Below are 16,044 nucleotides of genomic sequence, written 5' to 3'. Positions count from 1 at the left end.
TGAAAGGGCACTCCAATTGGAGTGCCCTTTCTAGCGCTTATTTCAGTTGTTGTTTGTTCATTGCGCTCATCATTTGATTGATTTTCTTTTGGGATGGTTTTTGTCCCATTTGCATCATCATCATTTTTAACATTTGTTCATTAATTGGTGGATTTTTTTGTAAATAGTTCATCATATATTTGCGTGCGATAAAAAATCCTAACGCTACGCCTGCAGCTAGTCCTGCTAATACGCTCAATAGAACAATTACCCAAGTTGACATATATTTTCCTCCTTCATGTTGTCTACCTTACAGTGTACTAAAACCTTTTCAATAAGACAAGATTGTATTCGACATTTTTATATATAAGTACGCGCTTGTTTGAGAGGATTTAGCCATCCATACTGCTTATTCTCATAATCCATCGCAAGAAATGTCATTTCACATTTTCTAAGCACTTCAAAAATAGCAGTTTCTAACTCAACATTTTCAGAAGTATACATTCGGATATGCTGTGATTTAATACGCACTTCCCCGTACACATTTTCATTAGACACCGTGTGCATATATCCATTTCTTTCGTATGTCCCATATGTTCGCAGAGCTTGTTCCATTTTATAATGTAATTTCATTACTTGTAAAGGCAACGTTATATACTTCATTTGTTTATACAACACTTTCTTTTCTGAAAGGGAACGAGACTGTGCAAAACGAGCAAACAAATCAAATAATAAAAACTCACGACCGAAATACGCCTTCGTAATATCTTCTCGAATTAAGTATAGTTCATACGCTCTCATACTTTCCCTCCCGCATTGGACAACTTTATTTCCTTCATTATATAGAAATAAACACGCAATGATTGTCTGACTGCGGAGAAAGAAAAAACTTTTTCTGTCGAATATAGCAAACTTCCATCAATAAAGTTTTACTACCTCAAAAAATAACGGATATTTTCTTTTACATAGAAAAATCCCTCCATGCCGGAGAGATTTTCCTAAAATCATTATAGCATTTCTTTTACTTTGCGAACAACGTTTTCTACAGTGAATCCGTATTCTTCCATAATCTTTTCACCAGGAGCAGAAGCACCGAATGTATCGATACCTAATACATCTCCTTCAAGACCAACGTAACGATGCCATCCGAAAGAAGCACCCATTTCAATTGCGAAACGTTTCGTTACTGCTTTTGGTAATACAGATTCTTTATATTCAGCTGATTGTGCTTCAAAGCGATCCATAGACGGCACGCTAACAACAGATGCATCAACACCATCTTTAGCTAATGCTGCTTGTGCTTCAATTGCTAAGCTTACTTCAGATCCAGCTGCAAGTAAGATTACATCAGCAGTTTCTTTCTTACTTGAAGAAATTACATATGCACCTTTAGCAACTTTTTCATACGTATTTTCAATTGCACCTTCTAATGTTGGAAGGTCTTGACGAGTTAAGATTAATGCAGTCGGTGTTTTTGTAGATTCTAACGCTAGTTTCCAAGCTGCAACAGACTCGTTACCATCAGCAGGACGAAGAACATCTACATTTGGCATTGCACGAAGCGCTGCAAGCTGTTCAACTGGCTCATGCGTTGGTCCATCTTCTCCAACCGCGATACTATCATGCGTGAACACATATGTTACCGGCAGTTGCATTAACGCAGCAAGACGAATTGCTGGACGTAAGTAGTCAGAGAATACGAAGAACGTACCACCATAAGTTTTTAAACCGCCGTGAAGTGCGATACCGTTCATTGCTGCACCCATTGCGAACTCACGTACACCGTACCAAATATTTTTACCGCTATAGTCTTCTCTTGTGAAGTCTTTTTCTTTGTTCATATATGTTTTGTTAGAACCAGCAAGGTCTGCAGATCCACCAAAGAATGATGGTACAGATTCAGCAATTGCATTAATAATTTGTCCTGAAGATGAACGAGTTGCTGTTTTTGAACCGATTTCGTATTTTGGTAAGTTCTTATCCCAACCTTCTGGAAGAAGACCTTTCACTGCTGCTTGCAGTTCAGATGCTAATTCTGGGTATGCTTTTACATACGCATCATGCATTTCATTCCATTCAGCTTGCGCTGATTCACCAGCATCTTGTACTGTTTTACGGAAGTTTTCATACACTTCTTCTGGTACATGGAAGTCTTGCTCATATCCCCAAGTATATGCTTCTTTTGTTAACTTCGTTTCTTCCACGCCAAGCGGAGAACCATGTGAAGCTGATTTTCCAGATTTGTTTGGTGAACCAAATCCGATTGTTGTTCTTACTTCGATTAATGTTGGACGTTTTTCGTCAGCTTTTGCTTCTTCAAGTGCTTTCGCAATTGCCTCGATATCGTTTCCATCTTCAACACGGATTACTTGCCAGCCGTATGCTTTATAACGATCTTCTACACTTTCAGAGAAAGAACGATTTAAATCGCCATCTAATGAAATATCATTAGAATCATATAGCACAACTAGACGACCTAATCCTAAATGAGCTGCTAATGAAGATGCTTCAGAAGAAACGCCTTCCATTAAGTCTCCATCACCGCAAATTGCGTATGTATAGTGATCAACAACATTATACTCATCACGATTGTATTTCGCCGCTAAATGTCTTTCAGCCATCGCCATACCAACAGCTGTTGAAATACCTTGTCCAAGTGGACCTGTTGTTGCGTCTACACCTGGTGTGTGACCGAACTCAGGGTGACCTGGTGTTTTACTTCCCCATTGACGGAAACTCTTTAAATCATCGATTGTTACGTCATAACCAGCTAGATGCAGTAAGCTATATAGTAACATTGAACCATGACCTGCAGATAATACGAAACGATCACGGTTAAACCACGTTGGGTTCTTTGGATTATGTTTCATAAATTTCGTCCATAATGTATACGCCATTGGTGCTGCACCCATTGGCATTCCTGGATGACCAGAGTTTGATTTTTCAATCGCATCAATGGATAATGTGCGAATCGTGTTGATAGAAAGTTGTTCGATTGAATGTGTCATGCTATTCTTCCCTTCGCTTATATTAAAGTTAACGTTTTACACCTCTATATGATATCTTTCCTTGCAAGATTATACAACATGTATCGACAAATATGTTGATGTTTTTTCGAATTTTGTTCAAAAAACGTACTAATTTCCACAATGTATAGGGTTTCAATCTGCTATACTTTTTTAGGTTTTCACGTTTTTTTAAAAGAATGTGGTCAAATTAAAATATGTCCTGCATAACAAAAACTCTAACAAACAAATCATGTTTTACTGCAAATAATCCTTACATGTAAGCCATTATTATCTTTAAACATTACACCTGAAATAATGCAAATATTTTCTCCACCACAACGAAATTCTATAGGTTTTTCAATACACCTAATATTCAGATGATTTCAACACAACCGTTACATCTACGTATCGTTCTAATTCTTTTAGTATTCGATTTTCTTTTCTAATACCACCCCTATCATGTACAAGCATTAAGTGCCTTCGCGTCGCAAACTGTAACTTACAAATTGTAGATAAAATCTCATTCCCTACTAGACTTTATCCTATGCTATTTTGTTTTCTTCTATTAATAACATATGTGTATAAAAAAATAGGAGTAGCTTTTTATCGTCATCTCCTACACCAAGTCGAAAAATATGCAATTTGAGTATATGACGTGAAATAAATTGGCATAATCGATCGATATGTACATGATTATAAACCAGCTGACGATGAAGTTAAAACATTTGGAAATGACATCATAAAAGAGTACAAGAATAAAAACTATATTAAAGACTTATCTAATCATGAGTATATGCTTACAAATATTTTTAAATCTCAAGTAGTTGAGAGAAATACGAAAGAAAAAGCAATGAAGGATTTTGCTTTTGACTTCTGGCAAAACTCAAAATACAACTACCGTGGCGTTGATAAAACAACAAATGAAGCTACTTTAGCAAATGAACGCCAATTGAATAAAGCGGTGAATAAAATGAATAAATAATAAAAAGAGCCCTTCTCACATGAGAGAGCTTTCTACTTTATTCATTAAATCTTGTGAAAAGGTATCTTCTAAGTATCTAAACGCTTCAACCTCTTCTTTTGTCATTTCCCTTACATAAATTGATTCAAATCAATAGTTTTTGTTCATATTTTGCTAAAAAAATACTTTTTTATCAAAAAAGGGGGATTTCACTTGAAAAAAGTATATTCTGAATATAAATTTTTTTTGAAAGTATGAAATATCAAAGGGGATGTTAATCAATTATTAGACTATATAGAAGATGTCAATAATTCCACAAAATCAGATGAGGATAAAACTGTACAAATTTTTGATAAAGCACTTGAAATATCTGAAGAAAATGGTAATGGCTCTAAAGTTAGGTACAGCTATTATTATCCAAAGTTAACACTTGCAGAACTATACTTGGTTAAGAAGTATCCATGGGCAGTACCTACAGTTAATGAAACAAAGAATTGGGCATTAACTATGTCAAGACAAATGTATCCACATGATGACGGTCTGTGGGATCATCAAGATGCTTTTAGACATGCTCACTGGAACGAACACATGGCGCATCGACTTGGACAAGGTATAGCTGCTGAATTCGCTACTGCCCATGAATCAACTAGTAGCGGAAATGATAAGAAGATGGATTTACACAATAATGCTGTCGGAAGAGCACACGCTGGTGAGGGCCATGATAAATTAAGACAATTAGCAAGATGGGGTTATTTTAGAGTATTTGGTGGAAATGGAGATTTAGTACCTATTTGGTATTAAATTCCTTTTTATCTTTTAAAATTACAAACAAGAAAAGAGTTTAAATGATGAAAAAAAACAAATGGTTTTATACGATTTTAGTAGTATTAACTATCTCGACTATAGGAATATTGTATTTTGTATTTTTTAATCATGGTTTTGATATTACAATTACTAACAAATCAGATCAAGATATTAAGAATCTTATAATTATTGATGGTGGGAAAACTAAACAAATTACAATACCTACTATTAATTCTAATAAACAATATAAAACTAAAATTTATTTAAAAGATGTAGGAGAAAATAGTTTAACTTTAAATTATCAAGATAATAATAAAAAAATGCAAAAAGTGGTTATATTTGGTTATTTTGAAGGTAAAGGTAAAGGTACAATAGATATTGTTATTAAATCTGTTCGTCAAGATGGAACGTTAGACATACAAGTAAAGCAAAAGTAGCTGAATGGGGTCACCGTACACTGAAGTGCATCCCAATTGCTAGACACAGTCTAACAATTGGAGGTGCACTTTAATTAGAGCTGACTATTTTATTATCTCAACCAATTTACATAAGACTCATCAAAATACATCCAACCTTCCACACCTTCACCCGTTACATAAATCCAATTTTCATAACGATAATGAACATCATAAGCGGAACGCTTGGTAATTTTATTGATAACAGCGTCACCTGTACTTGCACCTTTTCGCAAGTTAACATCAGTTGCATTGACCCATACAACACCTGTTGACTTGCGATCTTTATTAATTGAAGCGACATCATCACGTAACCAATTTTCTTCTAATACTTTGTACCAAAAATGAGAGCCGTCATAATGCCATTCATAATACGTATGCCCTTCTCCTTTTGTAGCTTGACGCATAATAGGTGCATTTACATTAGGTTCTTTACGAATATTAGCTACATCACAGTTACCAATTCCCTCTAATCTAAAACGCTTTTTAGTAGATAAAATGCTTAAACAACTCACAACTACACAGTCCGACTTTTACGTATTTCACAGAAAAAGCTCTATTCTCCATTTGGAGAGTAGAGCCTTTTCAATTACAAGCGTACATGTTACTTCTTATTACGATCTGCATACACTGCCATCGCATCACACATAAACTTCGCTAATCCTTCACCGAATTGATCAATATTCTTTGTAAATCGTTCATCATCGACATACATTTGTCCTAAACCTTTAAACGCATCCAATGAGTAATGACCAAAGTTCTGTAAATAGTTATACCATTCTTGAATTGCTTCTTGAGCCTGTTCTGATTCAGGTGAATCATTACGAAGCGTTGCAAGCTTTCTATAAATCGCATTATATTCTTCTTGTTTCTCTTTCGTCATACTGCTCGCTGCTTTATTAGCCTTATCAACCGCTTCATTTCCCCACCTTTCACGCGCTTCTTGCTCATACGGATTTTGACTAAAATCAAACCCCTCAAATTTTTCTTTGTTTGTCATTTGAATTTCCCCTTTCGAGTGTTGAATCGTCTTATCAATTGTCGCAATCACTTTGTCTAATCTAGAGCGCTTCTCAAGCAACATTTTACGATGCAAAACAAGTGCCTCTTGTCGATCAAATGAAGGATTATCGATAATTTCTTTAATTTTCTTTAAAGGGAAGCCAAGTTCTTTAAAAAATAGAATTTGTTGCAACGTCTCCAGATTATCATCGGAATAAAGGCGATAACCAGATTCGGTCGTCTCCTCTGGGGCTAATAACCCAATTTCATCATAATGATGTAGTGTGCGCACACTAATACCAACTAAATCTGCAACTTCTTTTACTTTCATTGTCATTGTTTTTCCCTCCCTTAATTCATACAATAAAGTATAACGTAACGTGAGAGTCAACATGAAAAGATAAAAATTTCTAAAGTCGCAGTTGCATATATGTTTACTTCAAATGTAGATAATACACATGAAAACAAACTGTGATATTCCCTGCAGAAGGATTATATAAAAGAAGGTTGATAACATTGAATCAAAACAACATTGTAAATGTAAATATTTTATTAACGAGTGATATTCATGGTACGGTTTACCCGATACACTATCAAAATAACGAAAATGCAGAACTAGGACTAGCAAAGGTCGCAACGCGCATTGCACAGGAACGCATCCAGAATGATCATGTTCTCGTAATTGATAACGGTGATTTCATACAAGGAACTCCGTTTACTTATTACTACGCCAAATATATGCAGAATGAAGAAAATCCAATGTCGATTCTCGCCAATCATATTGGTTATGATGCAGCGATTATTGGAAATCATGAATTTAACTACGGAATGGACGTATTAAATAAAGCTGTTGCTCATGCAAATATGCCTTATTTAGCCGCTAATATTATAAATAAACAAACAAGGGAACCTTACTTTGGAAAGCCATATATAATTAAACATATACATCCAGATATAAAAATTGCTGTTTTAGGAGTAACAACGCATTACATTCCAAATTGGGAACAGCCTCATCATATTGAAGATGTAATATTCGAAAATGCACTCGAAACAACAAAGCAGTGGGTTTCCTATATTAAAGAGCATGAACAACCACATTTACTCATTGTAGCCTACCACGGCGGTTTTGAACGTGACTTACAAACCGGAGAACCAACAGAGATTTTAACAGGTGAAAATCAAGGATATGCAATGTGTCAAGAAATTGAAGGAATTGATATTTTATTAACGGGGCATCAACATCGCTATATTGCTCATACAAAAGTAAATGGTGTAACTGTCCTACAAACTGGATCTAATGGCCGTTCATTAGGGAAAGTCCATGTCACTTTAACAAAGAATCAAAATCAGTGGATGATTGAAGAATGTCATTCTGAATTATTACCTATTGAAGGTATTCCAGCAGATGAGAAGGTGCTTTCACTTGTGTCGACATATGAAGAGCGAACGCAAGAATGGTTAGACCAACCTATTGGCTCCATTGTTGGTGATATGTTGATTCACGATGCGATGCAAACTCGCTTACAAGATTGCGCCTTTATCGAATTTATAAATAAAGTACAGATAGATGTATCCGGAGTAGATATTTCATGTACAAGTCTGTTTCATAACGAATCTTCCGGCTTTCCAAACCAGATTACAATGAGAGATATTGTTTCGAATTATATTTATCCAAATACATTAAAAGTTGTTCGTGTTACAGGAAAAGATATAAAAGAGGCACTTGAGTTAACTGCTGAATATTTCTCGTTAGATACAGATGGAAATATCATTGTAAACCCTGCATATATCGAACCAAAACCGCAGCATTATAATTACGATATGTGGGAAGGCATTTCATACATATTAAACATTTCAAAACCAGTAGGGGAAAGAGTCGTTTCCCTCCAATATGAGGGGTCTTCTATTCACTTGCATCAAGAGTATGAAGTTGTCATGAACAATTATCGGGCAAGCGGTGGCGGAAATTATGCTATGTATCAAAATAAGCCCATTATAAAAGATATACCAATTGATATGTCTGAGCTCATTGCAAATTACATATTAGAACGAAAAACAATCGAAGCGACAACGAATCATAATTGGAAAGTTGTCACCTAACAAATTTTCCTATCAAACTAAAAAAAGATGGGCTGCGCCCATCTTTTAATTTAATTTTGCATTATTTTGTATTTTTAATTCTTTTAACTTCTTCGGCGTAATGTCTTTACCTTCTTCGTTAACAACTTTAATTGATTTCAATTCGTTTAACATATTTTGACGAAAACCTTTTAAATATTGTTCACGGAGCGATTGACGCTCACGTTGCTCTTCTTCTGTTAAACCTTCTGCTTTAGCTTTTTTCGCTAAGAAATTAATGCGTTCAATGAGTTCGTGACTTAGCATCTCGAATCCCCTTTCTACTACAAACTGATTATTATCATACAATAGTTACCCTTGTTTATCAAGCGATTGCTTCGTATACTCCACATAACGGCGATGGACCGTTGCTTTTGATACATCATGACCAAAACCACGGAGCGTTGCTGCAATTTCTTCAAATGTTAACTCATTGCGGCGCAGACGAACAATCTCTTCAATAGGTACTTCTTTTTTCTCACGCCCTGTGCTTAAATGTCGATTCTTTAAGTTTTTTTCGGGACGAAATCCATTTTCTACAGCTCTCTTCATTCCTCGTTTAATCTTTAAATTATGAATCTTTCTCTGATATTCCTCTACTATACCAATAATATCAAGAACCATTGAATCTGAATCAGAAAGCTGTAATTCGCCATTATGTGCATGTGTATATACTTTTACCTCTTCTTTATTCAAACAATGCATTAAGGCAATTTTCGCGTTCCCTCTTCCGAGACGCGTTTCATCTTGAATAAGGAGCACATCAACATGTTCATCACGAATGGTATCTAACACTTCCAAAATCCCATCCCGTTCTATGCTATATCCGCTCGCTTTCTCTTCTACTACTCTTACGACATTCATTTGATACTGCTTAGCTAAATGCAATAATTCATCTTTTTGGCGTACTAATGATGTTTCCTGTGCTTCTTTCGTCGTGCTCACACGTGCATAAATAATCGCATTCATTTCAACCCTCTTCTCTATCTCATTTTTTACATCTTAGTGTATCACAAATCCAGCTTTCGTTCGAACTTACGTTTGTAGAATGGTTTCTTGCATGTTATAATAAAAATAAGAAAATTTATAGAAAACGAGGTGTGAAAAATATGGAGAAGTTAACGAAACGGCAACAAGATATTCTTGACTTTATTAAACAAAAAGTACAAGAAAAAGGTTATCCACCTTCCGTACGCGAAATCGGTCAAGCAGTCGGCCTTGCTTCTAGCTCTACTGTGCACGGACATTTATCTCGCTTAGAGGAAAAAGGATACATTCGACGCGATCCAACAAAACCGAGAGCAATTGAAATTTTAGGAGACGACACTACTCAAACAGATACGCAACCAGTCGTTCACGTACCGATTGTCGGAAAAGTTACAGCTGGTTTACCAATTACAGCAGTTGAAAGTGTAGAAGAACATTTTCCACTTCCAGCGAATCTCGTTTCGGGTTCAGATCAAGTATTTATGTTACGCATTTCTGGAGACAGTATGATTGAAGCAGGAATTTTCGATGGAGACTTAGTTGTTGTTCGCCAGCAGCAATCTGCATACAATGGTGAAATCGTTGTAGCTTTAACAGACGATAATGAAGCTACGGTAAAACGTTTTTACAAAGAAAAAGATTATTTCCGCTTACAGCCAGAAAACTCTTCTTTAGAACCTATTATTTTAGATAACGTTTCTGTTATCGGAAAAGTAATTGGTGTATATCGTCATTTACATTAAAAAACAGACCAAATTTGGTCTGTTTTTTAATCCACCTCGATTTTTATAGAGCCCGCTGATGTTTTCCCTTTAATCTGCACCTTTCCGTTACCTAAAGTTATTTCTTTATTTTCTTTTCCAAAAATCTGTACCTCTCCTACATTAGCGGAGCCTTTCACAACAGCATCTTTCGGCATTTCCTTCAGCTTAATATTGACATCTCCCGCTGCCGAATCCGCCTCAACACTATACTCTGGATTATGCTGCGCTATCTCTACACTTCCTGCTGCCGAATCTGCACGCACTTTTCCTTCTACTTTATGAAGAACAATATCTCCCGCACTAGATGACACTTTTACATTTTGCGCTTTTATTTCCTTCATTTTCACATCACCAGCTGCTGAATGCGCAGATATATTTCCACTTTGAATATTTTCTACACGAATCGTTCCCGCTGCTGTCTCTGCTTCAATTTTATTATATACACGTTCAGGCACAATAATTGTAAGGGTATCGTCTTTCAAATCAAATGAAAAAAAGGAAAAATCAAATATATGTTTCTTTTTCATTTTCACTTCCACTTGCAGCATTTCACCGTTCTCATTTACATTTAATTTTCGCTTTTCCTGATCACTGCTATATCGAACCTCAAACAAATCAGTCTGACCTTTTTCAATGACAACATCTCCAACATCTGTGTCAACATGAATATTTTTAATTTGCTCATTTTTAAATTGTTTCTGTTCCAATTTCTTTGTTTCTACCGCTCCATTCGCAGCTTTAATAAAAAAGGCTGAGCTTGTAATAAATAAACCGATTCCCCCAATCGCAATACAAACAAACGCAATCAATACAACTTTCCTCATCTTATCTACTCTCCTTTAATTACTTTTAAATTCCAATTAGCGTATTTAACAAATAGTACTTTAAACCAAATCGTACAATAATACGCACCAACCCCTAAAAGTAAACCAATGCCGAAGAGTATAATAGCGACAAATACATCAGATACAATAAAAATTTGGGCGAAAACTATTTTGATTAACAAAAGTAATGGTGATAATATACATGCAACACTCACTGTCCAAAGTGATAAAATAAGACTACCAATTGCTACTAACGGACCTAACATAATAACCAAATTTAAAAAACTAAGTCCAATAATTGCTACAATTGCTCTTGATACGTTAAAAATGGTTGGATTATGCTTCACTTGCTCTATACGATGAGACGCTAACGTTTCCTTAGCAATTACCTTAGGAGAACCAAGCGCTTTTATAAGTTCTTCCTCTGTTTTCCCTTCTTCTATTCCAAATTGGAAATGTTCTCTATAATCATATAAAATATCGTTTCGTTCTTCTTCTGGTAGTTTTCTAAGATGTTCCGATAATTCTTGAAGAAATTTCTCTTTAGTCATCCCCTACACCTCTTCAATAATTTCTTGTACTCCCCTTGCAAAATCGCGCCACTCTGTCACAAGTGCATGAAGCTGAGTTGCACCTTCATTAGTTAACTGATAATACTTACGCGGTGGCCCTTCCGAAGATTCTTTTAAATACGTCTGAAAGTACCCCTCTTTCGTTAGACGACGTAACAAAGGATACACTGATCCTTCTGATATGAAAAATTTATTTGAAATTTGCTGAACTAATTCATAGCCATAGCAATCTCGTTTCTTTACAAGCGCAAGAACACAAAGCTCCAATACCCCTTTTTTAAATTGAACATTCAAAAGTAATCCTCCTCTCCATCTAGTACTATTCAATGCAAGGTACCTTATTAATTATAATGTACCACTCAGTATTGAATAATACAAGGTACTGTTCCAATTTTTACAAATCAAAGCGAAGTTTTGGTTCACTGATGTCTTCTCCAACCTCTAACCAAACCACAATTATTGACATATAAAAGTTTTAAAGAGACTGTTTTTTATAAGGTGGTATTTTAATGATATACAATTGTTATCCAACCCCAACAATAGTTCCTTATCAATATGTTCCTTATTATATGGCACGTGAGACTCCATCTTTAACATATTCCTATCCACTTGTTCCAAATACACTTTCTCATTCACATTATGCGGAAACCATTCCTATCCTTCAAAGGAATCCGCCAGTTAGGGGGTCATGGACTCCTTTTTCATGGGTAGAAAAATACGCATATGCATTTGCAGGACCTTATAACAAGGCCGAAGTTGCTCTCACATTCGATGATGGTCCAGATCTCGTTTACACTCCTCAAGTATTAAATAAATTGAAAAAATATGGTGTAAAAGCGACATTTTTTCTATTGGGTGAAAATGCTGAGAGATATCCTGAAGTTGTAAAACGCATTGTTAACGAGGGGCATATTGTAGGAAACCATACTTATAATCATCCTAATTTAATAAAAATAGATGATAAGCAATATCATGAACAGCTGTTAAAAACGGAAAAAATATTACAAAAGCTAACTGGATACTCCCCTAAATTCTTCCGTCCTCCTTATGGGATTATAAATGAAAATCAGATGCAGTGGGCTACTGAACAGAACTTTATGACTATTCAATGGAGTGTAGATACATTAGATTGGAAAGGCTTAAATGCCCGGGAAATTACAAACAAAGTATTAGGAAATGCATTTCCTGGAAGTATTCTCTTACAACATACTGCACCTGGGGGGAATTTACAGGGGTCTGTAGACGCCCTCGATCAATTTATTCCTAACCTTACATCGAACGGAGCGCGATTCGTGACTCTCACACAAATGTTTAATACCTCAAAGCAAAGAAAATAAAATAGAAACCTTCATCAATAGGGAGCAAAATAGTTAAAAAGATGGTAAAGGCAAGATAGATTTGATAAACTTGGAGAAAAAAGCGAAAACTCCTCTCGTGTTTTGTCTAGTCAACAATTACGATACGGGATTTTCGCTTTTTTATAGTCTCTTATGAAAAATAATTTAATTCCTCTTAAGATTTGTGTTTATTTGGGTGCTACTATCCCTAAACACTAACTTCAACTTGATTTCCTAACAACTTACTAAACATACCACTTTCTTCTTTCGCCAATTGGATAAAGGCTCCTTTTTGAACGATTTTTCCCTTATCTAATACAATTACTTGATCAGCATTACGTATCGTTGATAAACGATGAGCAATCACGATAATGGTCATTTTTCCTTTTAATCTTTCTAGAGCAGATTGAATTTTTGCTTCGTTTTCCGTATCTAACGCACTTGTCGCTTCATCTAATACTAGAATTGAAGGTTTTCTTAAAATAGCTCTTGCAAGTACAAGTCGCTGTCTTTCTCCTCCAGAAAGCCTCACTCCGCGATCTCCAATAAGAGTATCAAGCCCGTGTGGTAGTCTTCGTACAAATTCAGCAGCAGCTGAAAATTCCAGCGACTCCCATATTTGTTCTTCACTTGCATTTGGTTCAACCATCAACAAATTTTCTCTTATGCTTGCATTGAATAAAAATGGATCCTGTGAAACATAGCTAATACATTTTCTGAATGATAATAAATTATCATTTGTGAGAGGGATTCCATCTATTAACACTTGTCCTTTTTCTGGCTGCATAAGTCCCATTAAAATATCAATTAGTGTACTTTTTCCAGCACCCGATTGTCCGACAATAGCAGTCATACAATTGGAGTTTATTTGGAAATTAATATTTTGAAGAGCATATAAAGATTCCTTCGAATTGTAACAGAAATAAATATCCCGACATTCAATCCCCTTATCTATAGACATTGGTTTTGCATCTTTATATTGTCGTTCTAAATCATGCAGTTCTGCGGCTCTGTGACAGTCTTCTTGTAATTCGATTAAAGACTTAAACGCAGGAACACTTGCAGCAAGTTGTTCCAGGTTAGACTGAATAGTTGTAAATCGCGGCCATAATCTAGAAAAAATAAGGATAATTAATATTAATTGTCCAGGCTGAGCTTGAAATAGTTTTACAGATGTAAAAATAAGAAATGCGATTAGAATAGACGATGTAACTTTATAAAAAAGTTGTGAGCTATTTTTCAATTTTATAAATGCCAATTGCTCTTGCTCTATCCTTTTGCACCAAGTATGCAACCATGTATATCTGGATTCTTCCAACATATTACTTTTAATATCTTTAACTCCATTAAAATAGTCTGTTATACCACCAAGATAACTTTTGGCTATCTCCGATGTTTGATTCCCTAACGTCCTTGACTTTTTTATAAAATGTCTAGAAAAATAAGCAAGTACTAAACCAGCGAATAGTACAAAAATTGTTATTTTTACAGATAGCCATAAGGCGATTCCGAACTGTATTATTGTAAAAACAAGTGCAGTTAACATCTGAAAAAATAAGTTTGTTCCATTTATAACGCGTCCTAATTCTTCAGTCATCGCATTGATAAGATCAGACTTCCTCTTTTTTATAAAAAAAGACCAATTTGCCTGTAATAAAGAACGATAAATTTCCAATCTTATATAGTTTGTAAAATTCATAAGAATTTTTGTATTGCGAAGAGCAAGATTTTGTTGCAAGAGGGACTGAGCTATTACCAAAAAGATATAAATGCCTAAAATAAGCAACAAACTTATTGTTTCAGGGATATTATGCAAAAATTTAAACATCTCTGGGACTGGGGTTGAACCACTATTTACCTTTACAACTCCACTGATACTTATCATAGGAATTAATAAAAGAATTCCTACCCCCTCTAAAAGACTGACCAAGGCCATTCCTAATAAATTTATATACAATATTTTCCCAGAAAAAGAATGTAACTTCTTTGCAAAATATAAGAGATGCTCCACTATTTTGTCCTCCTCATGTTAATTCGCGCTTTCTTATTTTTCTCCAGATGCATAAAATAGGACGTAAAGGAAAGTACAACATATGAAGTTGCTTAGGTAACGGCAATGTTTCAGCATCAATTGGATAAGGATAAAGGCAACTCATAATATATAAAAACTTTTGCTGATAAGACATTAATGAAAATAAATGCCGACTATGGTACATTGCTATATCTTCCGGAACAGGATCTGTATGTAAGTTTACCATTCTTTCCAAATAAAATACCGCTTCCTGCGCTAACATCTTCGGACGGTTACCAGATAACAATGGTTCCACTTCTTCAATTAATGGAGTCTTTAGTAACTGCGAAGTTAAAAACAATGCTTGACCACCTATATGAAAGTAATAATTTTTCTTCAATAACTTAATAGTTTTTTCCCAATCAAGTTTTTGCTTTACAATTTGATTAATGTCTACTAACCAACGTAGCCTTGACCAACCATGACGTGCACCATGAGAAACTAGAAATAAAAATAAATCCTCTCTACCTAAAATGTAAACAGGGGCACTAGTAAGAGAACTTATTCTCTTTCGATTCCATAGTTCCTCAAAATGTGGTTCCTTTCCTGGACCAGGATTTAATCTCCAATGAATTTCAATCTTAATGTTCTTCTGAGGATGAATATATGTTACATGATGATGTCTCCATTTCCAGTCGTTTAAAACGCTCTCAATATAATCATCTTTCACATAGCCAAGGTTCAATAAAAGTTCTTCCGCTCTATCGAGATGATGTAAAGGAATGAGAACATCCAAATCACTCGAAGTACGTAGAGAAATATCACCATAAAGATCATCAGCAAGTACAGGACCTTTTAATACAAGGAGACGAATTTCGTTTTGTGCAAACAATTTACTCATATGTTCCATTTCTGCACTTAAATGAAGCATTTGAAATGTATTCATCTTAAAATATTGATGTAAAGTTTGTATGACATATACAGGAACCAAATTCCCATCCAATTCTTTCATCTTTGGATAAATGAACGAGTACACACGGTGATGAATTGTTAATTCGAGAAATTTATCCCAATCGATGTTTGCAAACCAAGCCTTATCGATTTCTTGTAGCTCCGCAGCAGTTTCTCTTTTCATAATTTCCAGCTGCAATTTGAGCTCCTTAGTCACACAATTTAAATCAAGCCCACAACTATTATGCATGATATTCTCCTTCAAGATTTT

The 16,044-nt window shown here is 35.2% G+C and carries 17 protein-coding genes and 1 pseudogene; 6 read left to right on the top strand and 12 right to left on the bottom strand.

Annotated features, from left to right (window positions below):
- Positions 1-37: 37 nt before the first annotated feature.
- From BM211_RS14600 to tkt, 3 genes are all read right to left on the bottom strand, one after another.
- Positions 38-262: a YneF family protein gene (locus tag BM211_RS14600; protein WP_035436970.1), complete on the bottom strand. Its 225-nt coding sequence runs from the start codon at positions 260-262 to the stop codon at positions 38-40.
- 77 nt (positions 263-339) lie between these two features.
- Positions 340-780: a sporulation inhibitor of replication protein SirA gene (gene sirA / locus BM211_RS14595; RefSeq protein WP_090998204.1), complete on the bottom strand. Its 441-nt coding sequence runs from the start codon at positions 778-780 to the stop codon at positions 340-342.
- A gap of 206 nt (positions 781-986) precedes the next feature.
- On the bottom strand, positions 987-2,987 hold the full coding sequence (gene tkt, locus BM211_RS14590) for a transketolase (protein ID WP_090998201.1): 2,001 nt from the start codon (positions 2,985-2,987) through the stop codon (positions 987-989).
- Between the two features lie 673 nt (positions 2,988-3,660).
- Here tkt and BM211_RS14585 point away from each other — a divergent pair.
- The 3 genes and pseudogenes from BM211_RS14585 to BM211_RS14575 all read left to right on the top strand — a co-directional run.
- Positions 3,661-3,969: pseudogene (locus BM211_RS14585) on the top strand (hypothetical protein); the annotation flags it as partial.
- A gap of 423 nt (positions 3,970-4,392) precedes the next feature.
- Entirely contained in the window at positions 4,393-4,749 is a 357-nt protein-coding gene (locus BM211_RS14580; RefSeq protein WP_090998199.1) for a DUF6973 domain-containing protein, read from the top strand.
- Between the two features lie 47 nt (positions 4,750-4,796).
- The gene (locus BM211_RS14575) at positions 4,797-5,189 is read left to right on the top strand and encodes a hypothetical protein (RefSeq protein WP_090998196.1); all 393 of its coding nucleotides are present in this window, start codon (positions 4,797-4,799) and stop codon (positions 5,187-5,189) included.
- A 92-nt stretch (positions 5,190-5,281) separates the two neighbouring features.
- Here the strand turns inward: BM211_RS14575 and BM211_RS14570 are convergent, their stop codons facing one another.
- Positions 5,282-5,722, bottom strand: a complete 441-nt coding sequence (locus BM211_RS14570; RefSeq protein WP_256217116.1) for an SH3 domain-containing protein — start codon at positions 5,720-5,722, stop codon at positions 5,282-5,284.
- 89 nt (positions 5,723-5,811) lie between these two features.
- Positions 5,812-6,546: a MerR family transcriptional regulator gene (locus BM211_RS14565; protein ID WP_090998193.1), complete on the bottom strand. Its 735-nt coding sequence runs from the start codon at positions 6,544-6,546 to the stop codon at positions 5,812-5,814.
- 179 nt (positions 6,547-6,725) lie between these two features.
- On the opposite strand from BM211_RS14565, the gene BM211_RS14560 reads away from it, so the two are divergent.
- The gene (locus BM211_RS14560; RefSeq protein WP_090998190.1) at positions 6,726-8,309 is read left to right on the top strand and encodes a bifunctional metallophosphatase/5'-nucleotidase; all 1,584 of its coding nucleotides are present in this window, start codon (positions 6,726-6,728) and stop codon (positions 8,307-8,309) included.
- Positions 8,310-8,354: 45 nt separating this feature from the next.
- On the opposite strand, the gene BM211_RS14555 is transcribed toward BM211_RS14560, so the two are convergent.
- Together BM211_RS14555 and BM211_RS14550 are read right to left on the bottom strand one after the other, a co-directional pair.
- On the bottom strand, positions 8,355-8,594 hold the full coding sequence (locus BM211_RS14555; RefSeq protein WP_035436955.1) for a DUF896 domain-containing protein: 240 nt from the start codon (positions 8,592-8,594) through the stop codon (positions 8,355-8,357).
- 45 nt (positions 8,595-8,639) lie between these two features.
- A complete protein-coding gene (locus tag BM211_RS14550) occupies positions 8,640-9,296 on the bottom strand; it encodes a YneB family resolvase-like protein (RefSeq protein WP_035436952.1) in 657 nt (218 codons plus the stop codon).
- Between the two features lie 140 nt (positions 9,297-9,436).
- Here BM211_RS14550 and lexA point away from each other — a divergent pair, with 140 nt between their 5' ends.
- On the top strand, positions 9,437-10,057 hold the full coding sequence (gene lexA / locus BM211_RS14545) for a transcriptional repressor LexA (protein WP_035436950.1): 621 nt from the start codon (positions 9,437-9,439) through the stop codon (positions 10,055-10,057).
- Between the two features lie 26 nt (positions 10,058-10,083).
- Here lexA and BM211_RS14540 read toward each other — a convergent pair whose 3' ends face one another.
- The 3 genes from BM211_RS14540 to BM211_RS14530 are packed head-to-tail and all read right to left on the bottom strand — an operon-like array spanning position 10,084 to position 11,768.
- Positions 10,084-10,902 (bottom strand): DUF4097 family beta strand repeat-containing protein, encoded by an 819-nt coding sequence (locus BM211_RS14540; RefSeq protein WP_090998187.1) that lies wholly within the window; start codon positions 10,900-10,902, stop codon positions 10,084-10,086.
- Between the two features lie 5 nt (positions 10,903-10,907).
- Entirely contained in the window at positions 10,908-11,453 is a 546-nt protein-coding gene (locus BM211_RS14535; RefSeq protein WP_090998185.1) for a DUF1700 domain-containing protein, read from the bottom strand.
- A gap of 3 nt (positions 11,454-11,456) precedes the next feature.
- Positions 11,457-11,768, bottom strand: a complete 312-nt coding sequence (locus BM211_RS14530) for a PadR family transcriptional regulator (RefSeq protein WP_090998182.1) — start codon at positions 11,766-11,768, stop codon at positions 11,457-11,459.
- Between the two features lie 218 nt (positions 11,769-11,986).
- Here BM211_RS14530 and BM211_RS14525 point away from each other — a divergent pair, with 218 nt between their 5' ends.
- Positions 11,987-12,811 carry a peptidoglycan-N-acetylglucosamine deacetylase gene (locus BM211_RS14525; RefSeq protein WP_231559749.1) on the top strand — a complete coding sequence of 275 codons (825 nt, stop codon included), beginning with the start codon at positions 11,987-11,989 and terminating at the stop codon, positions 12,809-12,811.
- Between the two features lie 208 nt (positions 12,812-13,019).
- Here BM211_RS14525 and BM211_RS14520 read toward each other — a convergent pair whose 3' ends face one another.
- The gene (locus BM211_RS14520; RefSeq protein WP_035436939.1) at positions 13,020-14,822 is read right to left on the bottom strand and encodes an ABC transporter ATP-binding protein; all 1,803 of its coding nucleotides are present in this window, start codon (positions 14,820-14,822) and stop codon (positions 13,020-13,022) included.
- Between the two features lie 13 nt (positions 14,823-14,835).
- On the bottom strand, positions 14,836-16,023 hold the full coding sequence (locus BM211_RS14515; protein ID WP_090998179.1) for a nucleotidyltransferase domain-containing protein: 1,188 nt from the start codon (positions 16,021-16,023) through the stop codon (positions 14,836-14,838).
- Positions 16,024-16,044: the final 21 nt, after the last annotated feature.

Origin of the sequence: Bacillus sp. 491mf, from assembly GCF_900112415.1 — a bacterium.
In the GTDB taxonomy this organism is placed as follows: domain Bacteria; phylum Bacillota; class Bacilli; order Bacillales; family Bacillaceae_G; genus Bacillus_A.
Note: the sequence above shows the minus strand (reverse complement) of the source record. Positions and strands in the feature narration are given on the sequence as shown.

Excerpts from the sequence above, each read along its gene's own strand:
- BM211_RS14600 (WP_035436970.1), bottom strand. The coding sequence starts at position 262 with ATGTCAACTTGGGTAATTGTTCTATTGAGCGTATTAGCAGGACTAGCT.
- sirA (WP_090998204.1), bottom strand. The coding sequence starts at position 780 with ATGAGAGCGTATGAACTATACTTAATTCGAGAAGATATTACGAAGGCG.
- tkt (WP_090998201.1), bottom strand. The coding sequence starts at position 2,987 with ATGACACATTCAATCGAACAACTTTCTATCAACACGATTCGCACATTA.
- BM211_RS14575 (WP_090998196.1), top strand. The coding sequence starts at position 4,797 with ATGAAAAAAAACAAATGGTTTTATACGATTTTAGTAGTATTAACTATC.
- BM211_RS14565 (WP_090998193.1), bottom strand. The coding sequence starts at position 6,546 with ATGACAATGAAAGTAAAAGAAGTTGCAGATTTAGTTGGTATTAGTGTG.
- BM211_RS14555 (WP_035436955.1), bottom strand. The coding sequence starts at position 8,594 with ATGCTAAGTCACGAACTCATTGAACGCATTAATTTCTTAGCGAAAAAA.
- BM211_RS14550 (WP_035436952.1), bottom strand. The coding sequence starts at position 9,296 with ATGAATGCGATTATTTATGCACGTGTGAGCACGACGAAAGAAGCACAG.
- lexA (WP_035436950.1), top strand. The coding sequence starts at position 9,437 with ATGGAGAAGTTAACGAAACGGCAACAAGATATTCTTGACTTTATTAAA.
- BM211_RS14540 (WP_090998187.1), bottom strand. The coding sequence starts at position 10,902 with ATGAGGAAAGTTGTATTGATTGCGTTTGTTTGTATTGCGATTGGGGGA.
- BM211_RS14535 (WP_090998185.1), bottom strand. The coding sequence starts at position 11,453 with ATGACTAAAGAGAAATTTCTTCAAGAATTATCGGAACATCTTAGAAAA.
- BM211_RS14515 (WP_090998179.1), bottom strand. The coding sequence starts at position 16,023 with ATGCATAATAGTTGTGGGCTTGATTTAAATTGTGTGACTAAGGAGCTC.